General features: G+C 72.8%; 14 protein-coding genes and 3 pseudogenes. 9 read left to right on the top strand and 8 right to left on the bottom strand.

The genetic code is table 11. From position 1 onward, the window contains the following. The first annotated feature begins 361 nt into the window (after positions 1-361). The 4 genes from ACIBIW_RS10790 to ACIBIW_RS10805 all read left to right on the top strand — a co-directional run bounded on the left by ACIBIW_RS10790 (position 362) and on the right by ACIBIW_RS10805 (position 7,271). Positions 362-1,339 carry an ABC transporter permease gene (locus ACIBIW_RS10790; RefSeq protein ID WP_399334302.1) on the top strand — a complete coding sequence of 326 codons (978 nt, stop codon included), beginning with the start codon at positions 362-364 and terminating at the stop codon, positions 1,337-1,339. Beyond that, the gene (locus ACIBIW_RS10795; RefSeq protein WP_399334304.1) at positions 1,336-2,274 is read left to right on the top strand and encodes a carbohydrate ABC transporter permease; all 939 of its coding nucleotides are present in this window, start codon (positions 1,336-1,338) and stop codon (positions 2,272-2,274) included. The genes ACIBIW_RS10790 and ACIBIW_RS10795 overlap by 4 nt, the downstream gene beginning before the upstream one ends. Positions 2,275-2,366: 92 nt before the next feature. Continuing rightward, positions 2,367-3,998, top strand: a complete 1,632-nt coding sequence (locus ACIBIW_RS10800; RefSeq protein ID WP_399334306.1) for an ABC transporter substrate-binding protein — start codon at positions 2,367-2,369, stop codon at positions 3,996-3,998. A gap of 156 nt (positions 3,999-4,154) precedes the next feature. After that, the gene (locus tag ACIBIW_RS10805) at positions 4,155-7,271 is read left to right on the top strand and encodes an alpha-mannosidase (protein ID WP_399334308.1); all 3,117 of its coding nucleotides are present in this window, start codon (positions 4,155-4,157) and stop codon (positions 7,269-7,271) included. Here ACIBIW_RS10805 and ACIBIW_RS10810 read toward each other — a convergent pair. The 3 genes from ACIBIW_RS10810 to ACIBIW_RS10820 form a co-directional block, all read right to left on the bottom strand. After that, positions 7,268-8,116, bottom strand: a complete 849-nt coding sequence (locus ACIBIW_RS10810) for an alpha/beta fold hydrolase (protein ID WP_399334310.1) — start codon at positions 8,114-8,116, stop codon at positions 7,268-7,270. The two genes, ACIBIW_RS10805 and ACIBIW_RS10810, sit on opposite strands and share 4 nt — an antisense overlap. A 118-nt stretch (positions 8,117-8,234) precedes the next feature. Then, the gene (locus ACIBIW_RS10815) at positions 8,235-8,636 is read right to left on the bottom strand and encodes a RidA family protein (protein ID WP_399334312.1); all 402 of its coding nucleotides are present in this window, start codon (positions 8,634-8,636) and stop codon (positions 8,235-8,237) included. Continuing rightward, complete coding sequence (locus ACIBIW_RS10820) at positions 8,633-9,904, bottom strand: acyl-CoA dehydrogenase family protein (RefSeq protein WP_399334314.1); 1,272 nt, start codon at positions 9,902-9,904, stop codon at positions 8,633-8,635. Before ACIBIW_RS10820 ends, ACIBIW_RS10815 begins: the two co-directional genes overlap by 4 nt. A 162-nt stretch (positions 9,905-10,066) precedes the next feature. On the opposite strand from ACIBIW_RS10820, the gene ACIBIW_RS10825 reads away from it, so the two are divergent. Continuing rightward, positions 10,067-11,764 carry an AMP-binding protein gene (locus ACIBIW_RS10825; RefSeq protein WP_399334316.1) on the top strand — a complete coding sequence of 566 codons (1,698 nt, stop codon included), beginning with the start codon at positions 10,067-10,069 and terminating at the stop codon, positions 11,762-11,764. A 4-nt stretch (positions 11,765-11,768) separates the two neighbouring features. Next, positions 11,769-12,599, top strand: a complete 831-nt coding sequence (locus ACIBIW_RS10830) for a PaaX family transcriptional regulator C-terminal domain-containing protein (protein WP_399334318.1) — start codon at positions 11,769-11,771, stop codon at positions 12,597-12,599. 62 nt (positions 12,600-12,661) lie between these two features. Here the strand turns inward: ACIBIW_RS10830 and ACIBIW_RS10835 are convergent, their stop codons facing one another. Then, positions 12,662-13,978 carry a hypothetical protein gene (locus ACIBIW_RS10835; RefSeq protein ID WP_399334320.1) on the bottom strand — a complete coding sequence of 439 codons (1,317 nt, stop codon included), beginning with the start codon at positions 13,976-13,978 and terminating at the stop codon, positions 12,662-12,664. Between the two features lie 261 nt (positions 13,979-14,239). On the opposite strand from ACIBIW_RS10835, the pseudogene ACIBIW_RS10840 reads away from it, so the two are divergent. The 3 genes and pseudogenes from ACIBIW_RS10840 to ACIBIW_RS10850 form a co-directional block, all read left to right on the top strand. After that, positions 14,240-15,271, top strand: a pseudogene (locus ACIBIW_RS10840) (dTDP-glucose 4,6-dehydratase). After that, positions 15,261-16,271 carry an ATP-grasp domain-containing protein gene (locus tag ACIBIW_RS10845; RefSeq protein ID WP_399334322.1) on the top strand — a complete coding sequence of 337 codons (1,011 nt, stop codon included), beginning with the start codon at positions 15,261-15,263 and terminating at the stop codon, positions 16,269-16,271. Before ACIBIW_RS10840 ends, ACIBIW_RS10845 begins: the two are co-directional and overlap by 11 nt. Continuing rightward, a pseudogene (locus ACIBIW_RS10850) lies at positions 16,268-17,302 on the top strand (DegT/DnrJ/EryC1/StrS family aminotransferase); the annotation flags it as partial. The gene ACIBIW_RS10845 and the pseudogene ACIBIW_RS10850, both read left to right, overlap by 4 nt. Before the next feature lie 134 nt (positions 17,303-17,436). Here ACIBIW_RS10850 and ACIBIW_RS10855 read toward each other — a convergent pair. The 4 genes and pseudogenes from ACIBIW_RS10855 to ACIBIW_RS10870 all read right to left on the bottom strand — a co-directional run bounded on the left by ACIBIW_RS10855 (position 17,437) and on the right by ACIBIW_RS10870 (position 21,859). Then, positions 17,437-18,609: a UDP-N-acetylglucosamine--N-acetylmuramyl-(pentapeptide) pyrophosphoryl-undecaprenol N-acetylglucosamine transferase gene (locus ACIBIW_RS10855; RefSeq protein ID WP_399334854.1), complete on the bottom strand. Its 1,173-nt coding sequence runs from the start codon at positions 18,607-18,609 to the stop codon at positions 17,437-17,439. Positions 18,610-18,654: 45 nt separating this feature from the next. Continuing rightward, positions 18,655-18,747, bottom strand: a pseudogene (locus ACIBIW_RS10860) (IS982 family transposase); the annotation flags it as partial. Between the two features lie 3 nt (positions 18,748-18,750). Further along, the gene (locus tag ACIBIW_RS10865; RefSeq protein ID WP_399334324.1) at positions 18,751-21,030 is read right to left on the bottom strand and encodes a bifunctional salicylyl-CoA 5-hydroxylase/oxidoreductase; all 2,280 of its coding nucleotides are present in this window, start codon (positions 21,028-21,030) and stop codon (positions 18,751-18,753) included. Between the two features lies 1 nt (position 21,031). Beyond that, positions 21,032-21,859, bottom strand: coding sequence for an enoyl-CoA hydratase family protein (locus tag ACIBIW_RS10870; RefSeq protein ID WP_399334326.1), 828 nt, complete (start codon positions 21,857-21,859; stop codon positions 21,032-21,034). Positions 21,860-21,984 lie beyond the last annotated feature (125 nt).

Here is a 21,984-nt window from a genome sequence, read left to right on the forward strand (position 1 = left end):
CGAGGAGGCCGGGGAGGTGAAGGGGACAGATGAGGAAAGCGTTCACTGCCAGGGGAGGCAGGGGCGCCGGGAGTGCGTGCGGCCGTCGGCGCCGGGGCGGGCGGCAGAGTGCTTCCCGCCCACGCGCATCGACCTGTTGGCGCACACCTGCGCCGGGCCGCCCCTCCCGGACGGCGGCGACCAGCAGGAATACGTTTTCTATGGAGTGCATCCCAGCGCGGCCAAGACCACAGGAAACCGCCCTGGGAAAGCTTTTCCTGCCCAAAGCATTGACGGGGGCCAACTGGCCGGAATTACATGGCCCGGCCGGTCCCGGTGCGACCGCACGACGCCCGTATCACCACGAAAGGGCTTTTCCGACATGACGACCCTCGACGATCCGGCGCCCAGGCCGGACACGGCGGACCCGCCCCGGGACTCGGCGCGGCAGGGCCGCAAACGCCCCCGCAGGCGGCGCGACCTGGCGCTGTTCTGGTTCGCGCTGCCGGGCACCGTGCTCCTGCTGCTGTTCCACTATGTGCCGCTGCTGGGGAACGTCATCGCGTTCCAGGACTACCAGCCGTTCATCGGCATCATGCACAGCAGGTGGTCCGGGGTGGACAACTTCACGGTGCTCTTCAACGGCGACCCCGCGTTCCTGCACGCGCTCGTCAACACCCTCGAACTGACCCTGATCCAGGTCGTGTTCGTCTTCCCGGCGCCCATCCTGCTGGCGCTCGCGCTGAACAGCCTGGTCAGCGAGCGGGTCAAGAAGAGCATCCAGAGCGTCCTCTATCTGCCGCACTTCCTGTCCTGGGTGGTCGTCGTCGCGATCTTCCAGCAGATGCTGGGCAACGCCGGGCTCGTCAACGTCTTCCTGCACGCGAACGACCTCGGCTCCTGGAACATCGTCGGCAACCCCGACCTCTTCAAGGAGGTCCTGACCTCGCAGGTGATCTGGAAGGACACGGGCTGGGGCACCATCCTGTTCCTCGCCGCGCTGTCCCGGGTCGACAACGACCTGTACGAGGCGGCGGCCGTGGACGGCGCGAGCAGGCTGCGGCAGACCTGGCACGTGACGCTGCCCTCGCTGCGGGGGCTGATCGTCCTCCTGCTGATCCTGCGGCTCGGGGACGCGCTGAGCGTCGGCTTCGAGCAGATCGTGCTCCAGCAGACCGGCCTGGAACGTAACACGACGGAAGTCCTCGACACATATGTGTACAACAACGGTCTCGTCTACGGGGAGTGGGGCGTGAGCGCGGCCGTCGGCCTGGTGAAGGGGCTCGTCGGGGTGGCGCTCGTCCTCGGCGCCAACAAGGTCGCCCACATCTTCGGTGAGGAAGGCGTCTACCAGAAATGACCACACTCTCCCCCACCCGGCCGGTGCGCCGAGGGCCCCGGGGCGGATACAGCGCGGTACCGGGGCAGGCCCCGGGCTCCCCGCCGTGGCGCGCGCTGAAGTCGGTGCTCCTGCTCGTCTGCGTGCTGCTGGTGGCGATCCCCTTCCTCGCGGTGCTGGCGACGTCCGTCGCGGACGCCGGGCAGCTCAACGACACCGGCGGCTTCGTCATGTGGCCGAAGCACCCGACGCTCGGCGCCTACAAGGCGATACTCGGCGGCGGCATCGTCTCCCGCGCCATGCTGGTGAGCATCGGCGTCACCGTCGTCGGCACCCTGCTGAGCCTGGCCGCCTCGATCGGGCTCGCGTACGGGCTCAGCCGCAGGGGCGCGTACGGGCAGCGGCCGATCCTGCTGATGCTGGTGCTCTCCCTGCTGTTCGTGCCGGGTGTCATCCCCAGCTATCTGCTGATCAAGAACCTGGGGCTGATCGACAGCTACTGGTCACTGATCCTGCCCACCCTGATCAACGCATTCAATGTGATCGTGCTGCGGTCGTTCTTCGCCAGTCTGCCGACGGAGCTGATCGACGCGGCCCGGATCGACGGTGCGAGCGAGTGGGGCATTCTGACCAGGATCGTACTGCCGCTGTCGAAGGCGTCGGTCGCCGTGATCGGGCTGTTCTACGCGGTGTCGTACTGGAACGCGTTCTTCAACGCGCTGGTGTACATGAACGACTCGGCGAAGTGGCCGATGCAGCTCGTGCTGCGCACCTACGTCGTCAACAACGCGGCGATCAGCCAGGGCCAGACCGCCGACCCGGGCGCGGCGCTGCCGCCCACGCTGTCCCTCCAGGCCGCCATCCTCATCCTGTCGGTCCTGCCGATCGCGGTCATCTACCCCTTCCTGCAACGGCACATGGGCAAGGGCGTGATGGTCGGCGCCGTCAAGGGCTGACCGGCCCCGGCAGGGCAACGCCGAGCAAACGCAGAGAAACCCGGCGACACGCTGGGAAACCCCGAGAGACGCAGAGAAAGGAGGCGCGCGCGATGGGTGCGTACCTCAGCCGGAGGAACCTGCTGCGTGCGGGTGCCGGGGTGGCGGCGGCGGCCGGGCTCGCCGGGTGCGGCGACGGCGGCCCCGCCGCGAGGGCCGGGGACAACGCCAAGGTGCGGCTGCCCGACCACGTCCCCTACAAGGGCGTCGCGGCCGACCTGCCGGCGACGGACAAGGGGGTGCTCGCGGGCTACTTCCACTACCCGGAGCACCCGCGGCCCGCCGCGCCCGACGGGCCCCCCGCGAAGGGCCCCTCGATCCGGGTCATGACGATCACCTACAACCCGGTGCCACCGCCCGCGGGGAAGAACCCGATGTGGCGGCGGCTGAACGAGACCCTGGGCACCGACCTGGAATTCGAGATCTCCCCGGCCACCGACTACGCGCAGAAGTTCCCGCTGACGATCGCGGGCGGGCAGCTCCCGGACGGCATGCTCGTGCTGCCGACCGCCGCCGCCCAGTCCCAGATGATGCCCGCGCTCTTCGAGGACCTGTCGCCCCACCTGTCGGGCCCCGCCGTGCGCGCGTACCCGTACCTGGCGAACATCCCCGCCAAGTCATGGGCGGACTCCGTCATCGCGGGCGGCCTGTACGGGCTGCCGATGCCGCGGCTGAACAGCGGCTCCGCGATGATGTACCGGGCGGACATCTTCGCGAAGAAGGGCGTCGACCCGCACCCGGGCAGCTTCAGGGAGTTCTTCCGGCTCTGCACGGACGTGTCGGACCCGAAGCACGCCAAGTACGCCATCGGCGACCCGCTGTTCGCGCTGTACTTCGTCCTGGAGATGGTGGGCGGCGCCAACCTGTGGCGCGAGAAGGGCGGCCGCTTCACCTACTGGGTCGAGGAGCTGGACCTGCTGCACCGGGCCCTCGACGCCATGCGGCAGCTCGTGAAGGCGGGCGCCGTCCACCCGGACGGCTTCACCATCGCGGGCAACGCCAAGACGAAGGACTGGTTCGGCACCGGGCAGACCGCCGTCAACTATGACGGGATCACCGGCTGGAACAACTACCTCGACCAGTACGGCGCCACCGACCCCGACTTCGCCATCGACGCCATGGTCGCCCCCGGCTTCGACGGCGGTCCTGGCACCCACTGGGCGGGCCTGTCGTCGTTCGCCATGCTCTGCCTGAAGAAGGCGCCGAGACAGCGCATCGAGCAACTGCTGCGCGCCTTCGACCTCATGGCCGCGCCGTTCGGCACGGACCACTACCTGCTGCGCAAGTACGGCGTCCCAGGACACGACTTCCACTGGAAGGGCCACGACCCCCTCCTCACTCCCGAGGGCGTCCTCGACATCGGCCTGCCCACCGGGTTCACCACCGACGCGCCGCAGAGCATCTACTACCCCAAGAACACGGACGCCGTCCGCAAGCAGTACGCCTTTCAGCAGCGGGCGACGGCCGTCCTGGTGCCCAACTCCGCCGAGGGCCTGTACTCCGAGACCGATGTCACCCTCGGCGGCGCCGCCGTGGAACTGCTGCGCGAGGGCCCGATCAAGGGCTATATGCGCGGCTCCACCGACTGGGGCGAACTGCGGGACGCGGTGCGGGACTGGCGCAGGAAGGTCGGCGACAAGGCGCGCGCCGAGTTCGAGAAGGCGTACGAGGACCTGCACGCCTGACCCCCGCACCCGCGCCCGGCCGCACCGGCCCCGGCACTCCACACACCCGCACCGCTCGCGGGCCCCGCACCCACCGCGCCGCCCGCTTCCCCTCCCCCGGCACCCGACCGCCCGTACCACCACGTCCCGCGCACCCCCGGAAGGGAACCCGCCCCCGTGCATGACGACCGCCGGATCATCGAAGACCGCGTCCGCAAACTCCTCGACCGAGTCGTCCGTCCCGCCCTCTACGGCCCCGCCCGGCCCCTGGAACTCGCCGTCTGGCACGTCGAGGGCGAGCCGGTGCCCGTCGCCGACGCGCTCGCCGCCGCCTACGAGCCGTGGAAGACGGGCGAGACCTGGGGCGCCCCCTGGTCGACGAGCTGGATCAGGGCCCGCGCCGAGATCCCCGCCGAGTGGGCGGGCCGCCGGGTGGAGGCCGTGTTCGACCTCGGCTTCGACCTGACGAGGGGCCCCGGCGGGCAGGCCGAGGGTCTTGTCCACGACGCGGCGGGCGCGCCCCTCCAGGGGCTGCACCCGTACAGCCGCAGCGTGCTGCTCAGCCGGGCCGCCGCGGGCGGGGAGCGGGTGGACCTGCTGGTCGAGATGGCCGCCAACCCGAACATCTCCGGCAGCCAGGCACGGGGCACCCACCAGGGCCTCAGGGAGACCGCGGGCGAGGCGCACCTCTACCGGCTCGACCAGGCCGAGATCGCGGTGCGCGAGGAGGACGTGTGGCACCTCGTCCACGACATCGAGGTGCTGGACGGGCTGATGCACGAGCTGCCCGAGGGCTCGTCGCGGCGGCACGAGATCCTGTACGCGCTGCGCCGCGCCGCCGACGCCGTCGACCCCGCGGACGTGGCCGGGACGGCGGGGGCGGCGCGCGCACGCCTCGCCGACGTGCTGGCCAGGCCCGCGCACGCGTCCGCGCACACCGTCACCGCGGTCGGGCACGCCCACATCGACTCGGCGTGGCTGTGGCCGGTCCGCGAGACGGTGCGCAAGTGCGCCCGCACCTTCACCAACATGACGACGCTCGCCGAGGAGTACCCCGAGCTGGTGTTCGCCTGCTCGTCGGCGCAGCAGTACGCGTGGATGAAGGAGCAGCGCCCTGAGGTCTTCTCTCGGATGAAGCGGGCGGCGGCCGCGGGCAGTTGGGTGCCGGTGGGCGGGATGTGGGTGGAGGCGGACGGCAACCTCCCGGGCGGTGAGGCGCTGGCCAGGCAGCTCGTGTACGGGCGGCGGTTCTTCGCGGCCGAGTTCGGGACCGGGCAGGACGGGGTATGGCTGCCGGACTCCTTCGGCTACACCGCCGCCTACCCCCAACTGGCGCGGCTCGCGGGGGCGTCGTGGTTCCTGACGCAGAAGCTGTCGTGGAACCAGACCAACCGGCTGCCGCACCACACCTTCGCCTGGGAGGGCATCGACGGCACCCGCATCTTCACGCACTTCCCGCCCGTCGACACCTACAACGCCGAGCTGGCGGCACGTGAACTCGCGCATGCCGAGGACAACTTCAGGGACAAGGGGGTGGCGACGCGCTCGCTCGCGCCGTTCGGCTTCGGCGACGGGGGCGGCGGCCCCACCCGCTCCATGCTGGAGCGCGCCCGCAGGCTGCGCGATCTGGAGGGCTCGCCGCGCGTCGAGGTCGGGGCGCCGGGCCCCTTCTTCGCTGCGGCCCGCGAGGAGTACGAGCACCTGCCGGTGTGGCGGGGCGAGCTGTACCTGGAGAACCACCGGGGCACCTACACGAGCCAGGCCCGCACCAAGCGCGGCAACCGGCGCGCCGAGGCGCTGCTGCGGGAGGCGGAGCTGTGGGCGGCGACAGCAGCGGTGCGCACCGGCGCCCCGTACCCGTACGAGCGCCTTGAATCGCTGTGGCGGCGGGTGCTGCTGAACCAGTTCCACGACATCCTGCCCGGCTCCTCCATCGCCTGGGTGCACCGGGAGGCGGAGCGGGTGTACGCGGAGATCCGCGAGGAGCTGGAGGCGGTGATCGCGGAGGCGGCGGGCGGCCCCGGGGGCGGGCCCGCGCTGCTGAACGCGGGCCCGTTCGCCCGCCGCGAGGTGGCCGTGGTCGACGGCGCCGCCGCCCTCCCGGGCGCGCAGCGGCTCGCCGACGGGCGGGCCGCGGTGCTGGCGCAGGCGCCGGCCCTCGGCAGCGGCGGCCCCGTGGGCGCGCCCGGGGCGCCGGTGGCCGCGCGCGCCGAGGGCGGCGGTTTCGTGCTGGAGAACGGGCTGCTGACGGTGGTGGTCGACGGCGACGGGCTCGTACGGTCGGTCTTCGACCACCGGGCGGGCCGCGAGTCGATCGCGCCGGGCGCCGCGGGCAATCTGCTCCAGCTCCACCCCGACGACCCGAACCTGTGGTCGGCGTGGAACATCGACCCGTACTACCGCGACACCGTGCGCGACCTGGACGAGGCGGTGTCGGTGACCCTGACGGAGCGGGGGCCGCTGCTCGCGTCGGTGCGGGTGGAGCGCGTTTTCGGCGACTCGACACTGGTGCAGCACCTCGAACTCACCGCGGAGAGCAGGCGGCTGACGGTGCGTACGGAGATCGACTGGCAGGAGCGCGACACCATGCTGAAGGCGGCCTGGCCGCTGGACGTGCACGCGGATTGGGAGAGCGCGGAGATCCAGTTCGGCCATGTGCAGCGGCCGACGCACGAGAACACCAGTTGGGACGCGGCGCGGTTCGAGCTGTGGGCGCACCGCTGGGTGCACGTCGGGGAACGCCGCTGGGGCGCCGCACTGCTGACCGACTCCACCTACGGCCACGACGTGGGCCGCGACACCCGCGCGGACGGCGGTACGACGACCACGGTGCGGCTCTCGCTGCTGCGGGCCCCGCACAGCCCCGACCCGGACGCCGACCGCGGCCGCCACTCGTTCACGTACGCGCTGGTGGCGGGCGCCGACCTGGCCGACGCGGTGGCGGGCGGCTACGCGCTCAACCTGCCGCTGCGGCCCGCCGCCGCCGAGACGGCGCCGCTGGTGGCGCTCGCCGGGGACGACGCCCTGGACGCGGTGGTGGAGTCGGTGAAGCTGGCCGACGACCGCAGCGGTGACGTGGTGGTGCGGCTCTACGAGGCGGGCGGCGGCGCGGCCACCGCCCGCCTCACCGCGGGCTTCCCGCTCGCGGCGGCGCACGACTGTGACCTCCTTGAGGCGCCGGGCGCCGAACTGCCCGTGGACGGCGGTGCGGTGCGGCTCGCGCTGCGCCCGTTCCAGATCCGCACCCTGCGGCTGCGGCGCGCCGAGCAGCCGATGCGCCGCGATGCTTCCTAGGGGACGCCGGGTGGTGTGGACTCGGCGAGGAAGCCGGTGAGTTCGGCGATGAGGCGCTGCGGCTGGTCCTCCTGGACCAGGGTGCCGGAGTCGTCGATCACCACGAGGCGTGCGCCGGGCAGCAGCGCGGCCAGCCTGCTGCCGTGCTCGCGCGGCATCATCCGGTCGTCCGCGCCCCACACCACCAGCGCGGGCTTGTCGAAGGCGCGCAACCCCGGGACGGCTTCGAGGAGTTCGCTTCCGCGGACGGCGCGGCCGTAGCGGCGGAAGTCGGCACGGATCGCGGGGTCGGTGCGCAGCCCGTGCCACCAGCCGTCCACGATGTCGTCGGGGATGCGGCGGCGCACCAGCGCGCCGAGCCCGGTGGGCCCGTGCCGCACGAAGCCGAGGCCCATCATCCGCACCAGCAGCGGCAGCACCCCTGGGGTGCGGCAGGCGAAGACGAGCATCTTGCCGGGCAGTGCGGGCGGGTAGTTGTCGAACGCCTCGCAGGAGATCAGCACGAGCCTGGCGAGCAGGTCGGGGCGGCGGGCCGCGACGGTCTGGGCCCGGCCGCAGTCGCTCTCCACGAGGGTGACGTCGCGCAGCCCGAGGCGCTCGACGAACTCGACCACGAGGTCGTTGACCGCGTCGGGGCCGAGCGGCACGGACGGGTCCATCGGGATGCGGTGGCCGCCGTACGGCAGGGTGGGCGTGATGACCCGGTGGGTGGGGCTCAGCGCGGGCACGATCTTCCGCCACACGGTGGCGTTCTGCAACAGGCCGTGCAGCAGGACGACGACGGGTCCCCCGCCGCCGGTGTCCTCGTACTCGATCGTGCCCGGGGTCAGTTCGATCCGTGGCATCCGCGCTCCTCCCGTCGGCATGGCGCGCCCCCGTGGGGTGCCGTCCCCCAGTCACCCTGCCACCGCCGGGCCCGCGGCCGTGCGACGGGGCCGGGCCCGCGTGTCACGGCGGGTGTGCTCACGGCAGGACGGCGATCCCGTCGATCTCCACGAGGGCCGTGTCGTCCCAGAGCCGTACGACGCCGATCACCGCCATCGCGGGGTAGTCGCGGCCGGCCAGACGGCGCCAGATCCTGCCGAGTTCGGGGGCGTGGCCGCGGTAGGCGGCGACGTCGGTGGTGTAGACGGTGGCACGGGCGAGCGTGCCGGGGGTGCCGCCCGCGGCGTCGAGCGCGGCGAGGAGGTTGCCGAGGGCGATGGCGAACTGCTCGGGCAGGGTGGCCCCGACGACGCGCCCGTCGGCGTCGAGCGCGGTCTGCCCGGCGAGGAAGACGAGGCGGGAGCCGGTGACGGCCACGGCGTGCGAGAAGCCGGTGGCGGGCGCGAGGCCCGGCGGGTTGAGGCGCCGCAGGCCGCTCACGGGGTCTCCTGAGTGGCGCCGGGCCCGGTGTGGGAGGGGGCGGTGGCGTCCGCAGGCGGCTCCTCGGGCGGCAGCCGCCGGTACAGCTCCCTGGCGATGACGGTGCGCTGCACCTCGCTCGCGCCCTCGTAGATCCTGGGCGCCCGCACCTCACGGTAGAGCCGTTCCAGCGGGTGGCCGCGGCGCAGGGCGCGGGCGCCGTGCAGTTGGACGGCGCTGTCCACCACGTACTGCGCGGCCTCGGTGGCGAAGAGCTTCGCCATGGCCGACGTCTTCGCGACCCCCGCGTCACCGCGGTCGTAGGCGGCAGCCGCGGCGTACACCAGCAGCCGGGCGGCCTCGGTGCGGGTGGCCATCTCGGCGGCGCGGTGCCGGACCGCCTGGAGGTCGCCGAGGGTGCCGCCGAACGCGGCGCGGCTCGCGGTGTGCCGCAGCGTGGCGTCGAGCGCGGCCTCGGCCATGCCGAGCGCGAAGGCGCCCACGCTCGGCCTGAACAGGTCCAGGGTGCGCATGGCGAGGCCGAAGCCGCGGCCCACCTCACCGAGCACGTCGCCGGGGCCGACCGGGACCCCGTCGAGGACGAGGGTGCCGATGGCGTGCGGCGCGAGCATGTCGAGGCGCTCCCCCGTGAGCCCCGGCCGGTCCCCCGGCAGCAGGAACGCGGTGATGCCGCGGGCGCCCGCCTCCGGGCCCGTACGCGCGAAGACGGTGTAGACGTCGGCGTCGGGGGCGTTGGAGATCCAGCTCTTGGTGCCGGTGAGCCGCCAGTCCCCGCCCGCTTCCTGATGCGCCGTCAGTTCGAGGGCGGCGGCGTCGGAGCCGGCGCCTGGCTCGCTCAGCGCGAAGGCGGCGACGGCGGAGCCCGCGGTGACGCCCGGCAGCCAGCGGCGGCGCTGCTCCTCGCCGCCCGCGAGCCGCAGCGGATATCCGCCGAGGCCCTGGAGCGCGAGCGCGGTCTCCGCCTCGGTGCAGGAGTACGCCAGGGACTCGCGCAGCAGACACAGGCCGAGGGCACCGGACTCGAACGCCTCGCGCAGCAGGCCGAGTTCGCCGAGCGCGGCGAGCAGCGGCCGGTTGACCCGGCCCTCGGGGCCCGCGTCGGCGAGCGGGCGCAGCCGGGCGGCGGCCAGCTCCCGCAGCTCGGCGCGGCGCGCCCGTTCCGCCGCCGTCAGCGCGAACGCCGGCGCGGCCCCGGGCTCCCGCGACGTGTGACCGGCGTCCCGCCGCCCTCCGGAGCCGGTGCGGCCCGCGTCCTCTGCCTGGCCCATGGACCCTCCCTGTCGCGCCGCGGCGGCGGCCCGCGACCGTGGCGCCGAAGGCCGCCCTTATCGCGAACCGTTGACTGTCGTCACCATCACGATACGCTCGTTCGGTGGGCCCACCACGGCCCGCGCGCGTGCCGCCAGACGGCTCACAGGGGGCGAACGGCCATGGGACGCAGAGACGAACCGGCGGGCGCGGCCCCGCGCCCCTCCCGTGCCGCGGCCGGACTCTCCCCCTCGGGCCATGTCGACATGTTCTGCCGGACGCATCTGCCGCCCGCCGACGAGTGGCCCGAACTCCTCTTCACCCTCCCGGAGTTGCGCTACCCCGACCGGCTGAACTGCGCCGCGGCCCTGCTGGCGGGTCCCGGCGCCGAGCGCCCCGCGTTCCTCGACGGAGCGGGGGGCGTGTGGTCGTACGGGCTGCTGCGGGAGCGGGTCGACAGGATCGCGCGGGTGCTGGTGGAGCAGCTCGGCGTGGTCACGGGCGGCCGGGTGCTGCTGCGCGGCCCCACCTCGCCCTGGCTCGCGGCGTGTTGGCTCGCGGTGCTGAAGGCGGGCGCGGTCGCGGTGACGGTGCTGACGCGGCAGCGCCCGCACGAGCTGGCGGCGATCTGCCGCATCGCCCGCGTCGGCCACGCGCTGTGCGCCGCGGAATCGCTCGCGGACCTGCTCGCCGCCGACGCGCCGGGGCTGCGCGTCACCCCCTACGGCGGCACGGACACGGACGACCTGGTCGCCCGCTGCGCCACGGTGGAGAGCGCCCCCCTCGACGCGGCGGCGACGGCCGCCGACGACGTGGCGCTGATCGCGTTCACCTCCGGCACCACCGGGCCGCCCAAGGGCTGTATGCACTTCCACCGGGACGTGCTCGCCATCGCCGATACCTTCTCGCGGCACGTGCTGGCGCCAGGACGTGACGACGTGTTCGCGGGCAGCCCGCCGCTCGGCTTCACGTTCGGCCTCGGCGGGCTCGTGGTGTTCCCGCTGCGCGCCGGGGCGAGCGCGCTGCTCATCGACCACCCGGGCCCCGCCCGGATGCTGCCCGCGATCGCCAGGCACGGGGTGACGGTGCTGTTCACCGCGCCCACCGCGTACCGCACCATGCTCGACTCGCTCGGCGAGCACGACCTGTCGTCGCTGCGCCGCTGTGTGTCGGCGGGCGAGAACCTGCCCGCGGCGACCTGGCGCGCCTGGTACGAGCGGACCGGCCTGCGCATCATCAACGGCATCGGCGCCACCGAGCTGCTGCACATCTTCATCTCCGCCGCCGACGGCCGCATCAGGCCAGGACGCACCGGGCTGCCGGTGCCCGGCTGGGAGGCGCGGGTGGTCGACGAGGCGGGCCGCCCGGTCCAGGACGGCGATCCCGGGCTGCTCGCGGTGCGCGGCCCGGTCGGCTGCCGCTACCTCTCCGACCCGCGCCAGCGCGCGTACGTGCGCGGCGGCTGGAACCTCACCGGGGACACCTACATACGCGACCCCGACGGCTACTTCCGCCATGTGGCACGCGCCGACGACATGATCATCTCCGCCGGGTACAACATCCCGGGCCCCGAGGTCGAGGACGTACTGCTGCGCCACCCCGACGTACGGGAGGCCGCGGTGGTGGCACGGCCCGACGAGGCGCGCGGGCAGATCGCGGTGGCGTACGTGGTGCTGCGCGAGGGCGCGGTCCGCGACGCGGAGGCGCTGGCGGAGCATGTGCGCGCGCAGCTCGTGCCGTACAAGTGCCCGCGTGCCTTCGTGTTCCGCTCGTCGCTGCCGCGCACCGCCACCGGCAAGCTCCAGCGCTTCCGGCTCCGCGAGACCCCCGGGCCCCGCGACCCCGAGGACCGGGCGCCCGCGCCCGACGCCCTAGAGTGACCCCGTGCCCGAGCAGTCCGCCTCCCCCCAGGTCACACCGCGCTCCCTGATCGTCACCCTGTACGGCGCGTACGGGCGCGGCTTCGAGGGGCCCGTGCCGGTCGCCGAGCTGATCAGACTGCTCGCGCCCGCCGGGGTGGACGCGCCGTCGGTACGCTCCTCGGTGTCCCGGCTGAAGCGGCGCGGCCTGCTGGAGCCGGGCCGCACCGGGGCGGGCGCCGCCGGGTACGCGCTGTCCGCGCAGGCCCGGCAGCTCCTGGACGACGGGGACCTGAGGATCTATCCGCGCGCGGAGCCCGACGGGTCGGACGGCTGGCTGCTCGCGGTGTTCTCGGTGCCGGAGTCGGAGCGCGCCAAGCGGCATGTGCTCCGCTCCCGGCTCGCGGGGCTCGGCTTCGGCACCGCGGCGCCCGGGGTGTGGATCGCGCCCGCGCGGCTCCACGAGGAGACCCGGCACACCCTGGACCGGCTGCGGCTGAGCGAGTACGTCGACCTGTTCAGGGGCGAGCACCTGGGCTTCGCCGCGACGGCGGCGTCGGTGGGGCGCTGGTGGGACCTGCCCGCCATCGCCGCCGCCCACGAGGGGTTCCTCGCGCTGGCAGAGCCGGTGCTGCGGTCCTGGGAGCGGCGGGCCGCGACCCCGCCGGGCGACGCCTACCGCGACTACCTGCTCGTCCTCGACGCCTGGCGCCACCTGCCCTACCTCGACCCCGGCCTCCCCCCCGACCTGCTCCCACCCGACTGGCCCGGCCTCCGCTCGTCCCACACGTTCCACACCTTGCACACCAGACTCCACAGGGCGGGCGCGGCGTTTGTCCATGCCGGGGGTCACTAGCTGATTGACTCCGCCTGGCGGCTGACACCCGGGTCAAGAAGCCGTCAGCATATGGCTCCGCCTCACGCGGCCAGCAGGTTCGCGAGTTCGCGGACGGCGGGCTCGTGGTGATGCCGGGGAGGAATGGAGCGACACAGGTCAAGCGCTCTGCTGCGGATGATCCCGGGACGGTAGTCGTGCGGCAGGCCGACGAGAACGGAGGCCGCGCGACGACATGCCTCCTCGGTCTCCCCCTCGTGGTGAGCACAAGTGGCGTTGTCGATCAGCAGCAAGGTGCGCGTCATGGTGCTGGTCGGCGCGGACAGTTCCAGGGCGCGATGCTGTTGCTCGCGGGCTCGGCGCGTGGCACCGAGGGCGGTGAGGGCGTGGGAGAGGTGCACGCGGTGCTTCTGCTCGCCGTGGGTGAGCCAGGTGTCGGCTCGCTCGCCGGGGGCCAGTCGCTCCATCATGGCGTCGGCGGCGGCCAGGGCTTCGCGCGCCCGTTCAGGCTGCTGGCAGAGTGCGTAGGCACGGCCGGCCACTGCGGCAGCGAGGGTGGCGGCAGAGGTGGGCCGGTCTCCGGCAGCGCGACGGGCGGCCTCGGCGAGCTGGGCAGCGGCCCGGGGTGCGCCGTAGTTGAGCGGCACCATGGCCTCCCTGGCGTAGAGCCAGGCGCACAGTTGGGGGTCGCCGGACTCGTCTGCGGCGCGGCGGGCGGTGGCGAACCAGCGGCGAGCTTCGGACCGTGCTCCGAGGTCGTGGAAGACGATGGCAGCCATTCCCGCCATCTGTCCGGCGGTGCGGCACAGCCGGGTTCGGGTGGCGACAGCCTGAGGGACATCCATCATGGGGCGCAGGGCGGAGAAGTCGGCTGCGATGTCGGCCAGGAACCGCAGGGGGGGCCGGCCGTGGTAGCCGTAGCCGTACGTCTCGGTGGCGGCCTCCAGATCGGCGAGGTCCGCTGGAGCGTCCGCGGCGAGGGACTGGTCGACTGTCTGGCGGGCGGTGGTCAAGGCGGCGAGTGCCGTGCCGGTGAGTCCGGCGGCGAGTGCACCGCGGAGCATCTGACGGCGTTTCATCGGATCTTCTCCATCATGGGCGTCCGGGGCGGGGCTGTCTTCCCAGGGTCTCGCGGCAAGGCCCAGCAGTGACCCCGGAATGCGTAACCCGTCGGCGATCCGCTCGACGGTGTCGAGCGCGGTCACGGCGGCCGTTCCTCTGGCGACCTTGGAGACCCGTTCGGACTTGATGCCGCACCCTTCGCCAAGCCGGTTGAACGACAGGCCCGCGGCATGCGCCATCGTGAAGACCAGGGCGAAGTCGCGTTCGCGAAGAGCCTGCCGGAACGTCGGCTGTGCAAGTAGATGACGCGGAAGTCGTGCGGGTGTGGGTGAATCCATCGCGCCCCTCGACTCGGTGAAGTGGGTCAGCAGCGTAGCGCTGCGACAGGACTCGGCGGGCCCCCTCGGTGGGGGTCCCTCGGTGGGGTTAGCGCACGTGTCCGTCCGAGTTTGACTGATGCCGTCCCCGCAGTCCGGACGGAAGGATCTTCCTGTCCGGACAGCCGCGGTACGCCCGGCGACCAGCCGTGCGTTTTCCAGGGGCAGCCCCGCCTGTGAACCTCCAGCCGTGTTGCCCCGTCCACTCCCGGGAGGTCATCTGTGGAAAGACTGCTCGTCACCGGCGGTGCCGGGTTCATCGGATCGCACTTCGTCAAGCGCATCGTCCTGGCCGAGGACGTATCCCGCGTGACCGTCCTCGACGCCCTCACCTATGCCGGCCACATCGAGAACCTGGGGACTACCTTCCTGTCCGACAAGCTGCGGTTCGTGCACGGCGATGTCCGGGACACCGCCGTCGTTGACCGGGTGATGGCCGACCAGACCGCCGTCGTGCATTTCGCGGCCGAGTCCCACGTCGACCGCTCGTACAGCGCCGCGGACGCCTTCCTGTCCACCAACGTCCTCGGCACCCAGGTCCTTCTGGACGCCGCGCATCGCCACGGCGTCGAGCGGTTCGTGCACGTCTCCACCGACGAGGTCTACGGGCCGCTGCCACGGGGCTCGGCGACCGAGGACTTTCCGCTGCGCCCCTCCGTTCCCTACGCGGCGGCGAAGGCCGCTGGCGACCTGGTGGCCCTGAGCGCCTTCCAGACCCTCGGCCTGCCCGTGTGCGTGACGCGCAGCAGCAACAACTACGGGCCCTACCAGTATCCCGAGAAGGTCATCCCGCTGTTTCTGACCCGGCTTCTGCGCGGCGCCCCGGTGACCCTGCACGGTCGTGGACAGCACGTGCGGAACTGACTGCATGTGGACGACAACTGCGCCGGTGTGGAGGCGGTGCTGCGGCGCGGCACACCGGGGGAGGTCTACAACCTCGGAGGCGGGACCGACCTCTCCAGCAAAGAGCTGACCGACCGCCTGCTCCATCTGTGCGGGGCCACATGGGACGCGGTCACCTACATCGCCGACCGGCCGGCGAACGACATCCGCTACTGCATGGACTGGACGAAGGCCCGCGACCAGCTCGGATACCGGCCCCAGTACCGGTTCGAAGACGGGCTGGCCGAGACCGCGGAGTGGTACCGCCGCAACCCCGACCGATGGGCGCCGCTGACGACGCGCTACTTCCGCGACGGCGTGGCCGCCGGGGGCACTGCCACTACCTCGCCGGAGGTCCGCTATGTCCGCTGACCGACTCAGGCCGCGGCGCATTCTTGTCACCGGCGTGGGGGCGAACCCCGGCTTCGGGCTGGCTCGCAGCCTCGTCCGCCTCGGCCACGAAGTGGTCGCCGCCGATGCCCATCCCCTGGCGCCCGGGTTCCTCCTTCCCCAGGTCGTGCCGCGGGTCATTCCCCTTGCCGACGCGCCCGACTACCGCGAGCGCATCACCGGGCTGTGCCGTGACCTCGCAGTGGACGCAGTGGTGGCGGGAATCGAGAACGACGTCCCGCCGCTGGCTGACATGGCCGACCAACTCGGCGACATCGGCGTGCGGCTCTGGCTCCCCGACAAGGAATCGGCGAGTGCCTGCATCGACAAGGCGCGCTTCCACCAGGTGCTCACCGAGAACGGCATCGCGACCCCCGCCACCTGGTGGGGCGAGGCCATCAGCCGGGTGCCGCACAGCGTGGAACTGGTCGTCAAGCCGCGGCGCGGACACGGCGCGCAGCATGTCCACTTCGTCGCGGGGCGGGAGCATGCGATGTGGCTGTGCGAGATGGTGCCCGACCCGCTGGTCCAGGAAAGAGTCCGCGGGTGGGAGTTCACGGCGGACTGCCTCGTCGACCGCTCCGGCCGCGCGTCAATGATCCTGCGCCGCAGGGACCTGGTGAAGGCCGGACTCGCCGCGGTCTCCACCACATTCCGCGACTCTGCCGTGCACGACCTCGTCGCCGCGACCCTGCGAGCCGTTCACGCCGAGGGACTGTGCTGCGTACAGGGCTTTGTCACCGATGTCGGCACGGTCACCATCACCGAGTTGAACGTGCGGGTGGCCGGGGGCTTCGCGCTGTCGGAGGCCGCCGGAGCGGACCTGACCGGCCAGATGGTCAACGGCCTGTTCGGCCTCCCCGTCGACCACGCACGCCTGGCCTATCGCTCAGGGATGTTCCTGACCAACTACGTCGAAACCCTGGCCGTCGGTGATGTCGCCCAGCTTGAGCGCGCCGCCTTGAGGGGGGCGCCCTCATGACCACGACCAGGCCCGATGCCGGACGAAACGCCGGCCCCTACCTCTACGGTGAAGAAGCCGCAGCAATTGCCCGCGTCCTGGAAGGCGGACACTACGGGCACACCGTCATCACCGAGGAGTTCGAGGAACGCGTCGCCGACTTCCTCGGCGTCCCCGACGCCGTGGCCGTCTCCTCGGGAACCGCAGCCCTGCACAGCGCCCTCCTGGCCGCCGATGTCGGCCCCGGCCAAGAGGTCATCGTGCCCTCCATGACGTTCTGTGCGACTGTACAGGCGATCCTCGCCGTGGGGGCGACACCGCGCTTCGTAGACGTCGACCCGGCCACCTTGTGTGTGACCCCCCAGCTCATCATGGACGCGGTCGCCAGCCGCACGGCCGCCGTCATCCCGGTCCTCATGGGAGGCCGCCCTGTCGACCTCACCGTCGTTCACGATCAACTCGCCGAACGGGGAGTGGCCCCTATCGAGGATGCCGCGCACGCCTTCGGCTCTCGCGTCGGCACCCGCCGCGTCGGCGCGACCGGAGTCCTGACATGCTTCTCGTTCGGGCCGATCAAGAACCTCACCTGCGGCCAGGGAGGCATGCTCGTCCCCCGCACTCCCAAGGAAGCCGACACGATCCGTCGGGTACGGCTCCTCGGCGTCGCCGAGTCTCCGAGCCGACGCGCGAACACCACGACCTACCGTGTGGAAGGCTTCGGCCTGCGCTACCAGCTCTCCGCCCTCAACGCAGCCATCGGGCTGGCCCAGCTCGAACACTTCGACGCAGCAGAGCGCACACGCCGACACTTGTGGCGCGCCTACGAAGACGCCCTCGCGCCACTGGGCGCCGTAACCCTCGTCGACGTCGATCCAGCCCAGGCGGTGCCGCACCTGTGCCAGGTACGGGTGCCCCGACGAGACCGGGTGTTCGCGGAGCTACGGGCTCGTGGCATCGGCGTGGGCGTGCACTACCCGCCCAACCACCTTCAGCCCGCGTTCGCGCGCTGGCGCCGTTCCCTGCCCGCCACCGAACGCGCGGGGAAGGAGGTCCTGAGTCTGCCCTTCCACCAGCACCTCACCGAGACGGACATCGGTGACGTCGTGGCCGTCCTCGGGCAGGCCCTCAGGGGCCGATGCGGCCCTCTGACGCAGTCGCACCTCGGTCGAGCACTCGACAGGCCAAGTCAGCGGGAGGCGGCGGAGAGGATCACGTCCACGAGCCTGTCCGCCGCGTCCGGCCTCCCGTACGACCGGGCTTGCCGGGCCATCGCTTCCCGTCTGGCGACGTCGGTGAGCAGCGGGCCGAGCGCGTCGCGGAGCCGATCCGCCGTCACATCGCCGCCCAGGGCGACTGCGGCGCCAACCTCCTCCAGGTGGCGCGCGTTGTGGGCTTGCTCGCCTCCTGCAGAGGACGCGAGCGGGATGAACACGGCGGGCTTCCCGAGCGCGGTCAGCTCCGCCAGCGTCCCGGCCCCGCTCCTCGACACGACGACGTCGGCGAGCGCAAGGACATCGGGCAGTTCAGGCCCGACGAACCCGGCCACGTAGTAACGACCGGCCGGCCCGGCAGGCAGCGCTGCCGCGGTCCGCCGCAGCTCCTCGACGTTGCCGGGCCCACATTGGTGGATCACGTTCGCCCGTTCGAGCAGCCACGGAAGCGCGTCGCGCACCACGCTGTTGATCTGCTGCGATCCCTGGGCGCCTCCGGTGACGTACACCGTCGGCGAGCGCCAGTCGAACCCGAAAAGACCCAGCGCCTCCACTGCCTTGTCCGGGTGGCCGGACAGCACCTCCGGCCGCACCGGGTTGCCCGTGACGACCGCCGCCGCCCGCACCTCCGTCGGCAGAAGCGGCAACGTCGACTCCGAGGACACCGCGATGCGCGTCGCCGAACCCGCGAGCCGCCGGTTCGCAAGTCCCAGGCGGACGGTCTGCTCGTGCAGCACCAGCGGACGACGGCACATCCGCGCGGCCAGCCCCGCGGGCACCGCGACATAGCCGCCTGTCGCCAAGACCACGTCCGGACGGAATCCCGCGACGATCTTCCGTGCCTGCGCGACGCCGAGCGGCACCCGGGCCATGTCCTTGATGTTCGCCGGGCCCATCATCTTCAGCGGATTGCTCGAACGGCGGATCTTGCCCGTCGCGACCGTCGTGAACGGGACGCCCTCGGCAGGCGCCACTCGGGCCTCCAAACCGTCCGGGGTTCCGATCCACAGGACGTCCAAGGTGGCACCATCGCCCGCGAGCCGGGCTTGCAGGGTACGGATGGCGGTCAGGGCAGGGTACGTATGGCCGCCGGTTCCGCCTCCCGTAACGATCAGACGGAAGCTGCGGGGAAGGGAAGCGCTGTTCACGCCTCGCACCCTACTGGCTGCCGTCCGCAGATGCCGGCGGCGAGGGCGGGGATGGTTGCGGCAGTGGCCGTAACGGCGGGGCCCGGCGAGATCCGAGCGCTTGACGGTCTCGCGGGAGGCCGCGCAGGGCAGCGACGTCAATCAGGCGCCGCTCCGCCGGCCCGCCGTCACCGGAGGCCTGCTGCCTGAGCGGTACGGGGTGGGCCAGTTTGTGCCTCCGCCCGTGTAGGCCTGTTCGGCCGCGGCGTGCAGTGTCCAGTGGGGGTCGTAGAGATGGGGTCTGCCGAGGGCGCACAGGTCGGTGCGGCCTGCCAGGATCAGGGAGTTGACGTCGTCCCAGGAGGAGATGGCGCCGACCGCGATCACCGGCACGCCCACGGTGTTGCGGATGAGGTCGGCGAACGGGGTCTGGTACGAGCGTCCGAACTCGGGGTGCTCCTCGGCGACCACCTGTCCTGTGGACACGTCGATCGCGTCGGCGCCGTGCGCGGCGAACGCCGCGGCGACCGCGAGGGCGTCCTCCTCTGTGGTGCCGCCGGGCGCCCAGTCGGTGGCGGAGATCCGCACCGTCATGGGCCGCTCCCGCGGCCACACCTCCCGTACCGCGTCGAACACCTCAAGAGGGAAGCGGAGCCGGGCCGTGAGCGGGCCGCCGTAGGCGTCGGTGCGGCGGTTGGTGAGCGGCGAGAGGAAACCGGAGAGCAGATAGCCGTGGGCGCAGTGGAGTTCGAGGAGGTCGAAGCCGCACTGCGCGCCCCTGCGCGCCGCCGCCACGAACTGGCCCCGTATACCGGCGAGCTGGCGGCGCGTCAGCTCGTACGGGACCTGGCTGTCGGCCGCGTACGGCAGCGGGGAGGCCGCGGCCACCGGCCAGTTGCCCGCCGGGAGCGGGCGGTCCATACCCTCCCACATCAGCCGAGTGGAGCCCTTGCGGCCCGAGTGCCCGAGCTGCAACCCGAGGGCGGTGCCGGGCGCGTGCTCGTGCGCGAAGGCGGTCACGCGCCGCCAGGCGTCGGCCTGTTCACCGGTGTAGAGGCCGGTGCAGCCGGGTGTGATGCGGCCCTCGGGGCTGACGCACACCATCTCCGTCATCACGAGCCCGGCGCCGCCGAGGGCGCGCGCCCCCAGGTGCACCAGGTGGAAGTCGCCCGGCACGCCGTCGGCGGCGGAGTACATGTCCATCGGCGAGACCACGACGCGGTTGCGCAGGGTCAGGTCCCGCAGCCGGAACGGGGTGAACATCGGCGGAGTGCCGGGCGGGCAGCCGAAGTCGCGCTCCGCGGCGGTGGTGAAGCCGGGGTCGCGCAGCCGCAGGTTGCCGTGGGTGACGCGGCGGCTACGGGTGAGCAGGTTGAGCGCGAACTGCCGTGGCGGCTGGCCGAGATACCGGTCCACGTTCTCGAACCACTCCCTGCTGGCGCGCGCCGCCCGCTGCACGGAGGCGACGAGGGGCCGCCGCTCCGCCTCGTACGCGGCGAGCGCCCCGGGCAGCGTGGTCCCCTCTTCGAGCGCCGCGACCAGCGCGAGCGCGTCCTCCACGGCGAGCTTGGTGCCGGAGCCGATGGAGAAGTGCGCGGTGTGCGCGGCGTCCCCGAGGAGCACCACGGGCCCCCGGGACCAGCGTTCGTTGACGACGGTACGGAAGGTGCTCCAGGCCGAGTCGCCCGCCCGCAGCGCGCGTCCGCCGAGCACGTCGGCGAAGATCTCGGCGCAGCGCGGCGCGGACTCGGCCGCGCTCGACTCCTCGAACCCGGCGGCCCGCCAGACCTCCTCGCGCATCTCCACGACGACGGTGCTCGCGCCCGGCGCCGTCGCGCTCCCGCTCTCGTACGGGTAGCCGTGCAACTGCATGACGCCGTAGGGGGTTTCGGCGATGTCGAAGCGGAACGCGTCGAAGGCGGTGTCGGTGGCGAGCCAGAGGTAGCGGCAGCGGTGCGCGGTGACGGAGGGGCGGAACACCCCGGCGCCCGCGGCGCGGGTGGCGCTGTGCACCCCGTCGGCGGCGACCACCAGGTCGTGGTCGGCGGCGAGTTCGACGGCGGTGGGGGCCTGCGCGCCGAAGCGCAGATGGACGCCGAGGTCGCGGCAGCGGTCCTGGAGGATGCCGAGGAGCCGGTGCCTGCCGAGGGCGGCGAAGCCGTGCCCGCCGCAGGTGTGGCGGGTGCCGCGGTGGGTGACGACGATGTCGTCCCACCGCACGAACTCGGCCTCAAGGGCGGCGTACACCTCGGCGTCGGCGTCCCTGATGCCGCCCAGGGTCTCGTCGGAGAGGACCACGCCGAAGCCGAAGGTGTGGCCAGGCTCGTTGCGCTCGTGGACGGTGATGTCCCGGCCGGGGTCGAGGCGGGCGAGCAGCGCCGCGGTGTAGAGGCCGCCGGGGCCGCCGCCGATCACCGCGACCCGGCGGGCGAGCGACGCCATGTCAGTTCCCCCGCCACCGGGGCGCGCGCTTCTCGGTGAACGCGGCGTGGAACTCGGCGTAGTCGGCGCCGGTCATCAGCAACGCCTGGGTGGCCGCGTCGAGTTCGACGGCGGCGCCCAGCGGCATGTCGAGTTCGGCGGTGAGCAGCGCCTTGGTCTGCGCATGGGCGAGCGCGGGCCCGTCGGCGAGCCGCCGTGCGAGCCGGGCCGCGGCCGCGTCGGCGCCGCCCTCCTCCGTCAACTCGCTGATCAGGCCGATCCGTTCGGCCTCGGCGGCGGCCACCTGCCCGCCGAGCATCAGCAGCCGGGTGGCGTGCCCGAGCCCGACGATCCTCGGCAGCAGGTACGCCGCCCCCATGTCGCCGCCGGAGAGGCCGACCCGGGTGAAGAGGAACGCGAAGCGGGCGGTGGGGTCGGCGACCCGGAAGTCGGAGGCGAGCGCCAGCACCGCGCCCGCCCCCGCTGCCGCCCCGTGCAGGGCGGCGACCACGGGGAACGGGCACTCCCGCAGCGCGCGGACGACCTGGCCCGTCATCCGGTTGAAGTCGAGGAGTTCGGCGGTGTCGAGGCCGAGGGTGGCGCCGATGATCTCCTCGACGTCGCCGCCGGAGCAGAACCCCCGCCCTTCCCCCGCGAGCACCAGCGACCGCACGGCGCGCTCCCGCGCCAGCTCGGCCAGCAGGTCCCGCAGATCGGCATAGGCGCCGAAGGTGAGGGCGTTCAGCCGTTCAGGACGGGCCAGGGTGACGGTGCCCACGCCGTCCTCGACGTCGAACCTCAGGTGCCGCCAGGCGCCGGCGCGGGGCGCGGACCCGGTGAAGGGACTCATGGGCAGCCTCCGTTGGGGGCCGGGGAAGCCAGCCACTCGAAGGTATCACCGCTTTGTGACTACCGTCAGCAAAGCGCGATACAACTTCGGCGGCACCCCGGCCCCGCTACGGCCCGGCGCCCTCG

Origin of the sequence: Streptomyces sp. NPDC050560 (assembly GCF_044457285.1) — a bacterium.
In the GTDB taxonomy this organism is placed as follows: domain Bacteria; phylum Actinomycetota; class Actinomycetes; order Streptomycetales; family Streptomycetaceae; genus Streptomyces.

Coding starts and splice junctions, on each gene's coding strand:
- ACIBIW_RS10795 (WP_399334304.1), top strand. CDS start 1,336: ATGACCACACTCTCCCCCACCCGGCCGGTGCGCCGAGGGCCCCGGGGC.
- ACIBIW_RS10810 (WP_399334310.1), bottom strand. CDS start 8,116: ATGCCACGGATCGAACTGACCCCGGGCACGATCGAGTACGAGGACACC.
- ACIBIW_RS10800 (WP_399334306.1), top strand. CDS start 2,367: ATGGGTGCGTACCTCAGCCGGAGGAACCTGCTGCGTGCGGGTGCCGGG.
- ACIBIW_RS10835 (WP_399334320.1), bottom strand. CDS start 13,978: ATGGATTCACCCACACCCGCACGACTTCCGCGTCATCTACTTGCACAG.
- ACIBIW_RS10870 (WP_399334326.1), bottom strand. CDS start 21,859: ATGAGTCCCTTCACCGGGTCCGCGCCCCGCGCCGGCGCCTGGCGGCAC.
- ACIBIW_RS10845 (WP_399334322.1), top strand. CDS start 15,261: ATGTCCGCTGACCGACTCAGGCCGCGGCGCATTCTTGTCACCGGCGTG.
- ACIBIW_RS10790 (WP_399334302.1), top strand. CDS start 362: ATGACGACCCTCGACGATCCGGCGCCCAGGCCGGACACGGCGGACCCG.
- ACIBIW_RS10865 (WP_399334324.1), bottom strand. CDS start 21,030: ATGGCGTCGCTCGCCCGCCGGGTCGCGGTGATCGGCGGCGGCCCCGGC.
- ACIBIW_RS10820 (WP_399334314.1), bottom strand. CDS start 9,904: ATGGGCCAGGCAGAGGACGCGGGCCGCACCGGCTCCGGAGGGCGGCGG.
- ACIBIW_RS10825 (WP_399334316.1), top strand. CDS start 10,067: ATGGGACGCAGAGACGAACCGGCGGGCGCGGCCCCGCGCCCCTCCCGT.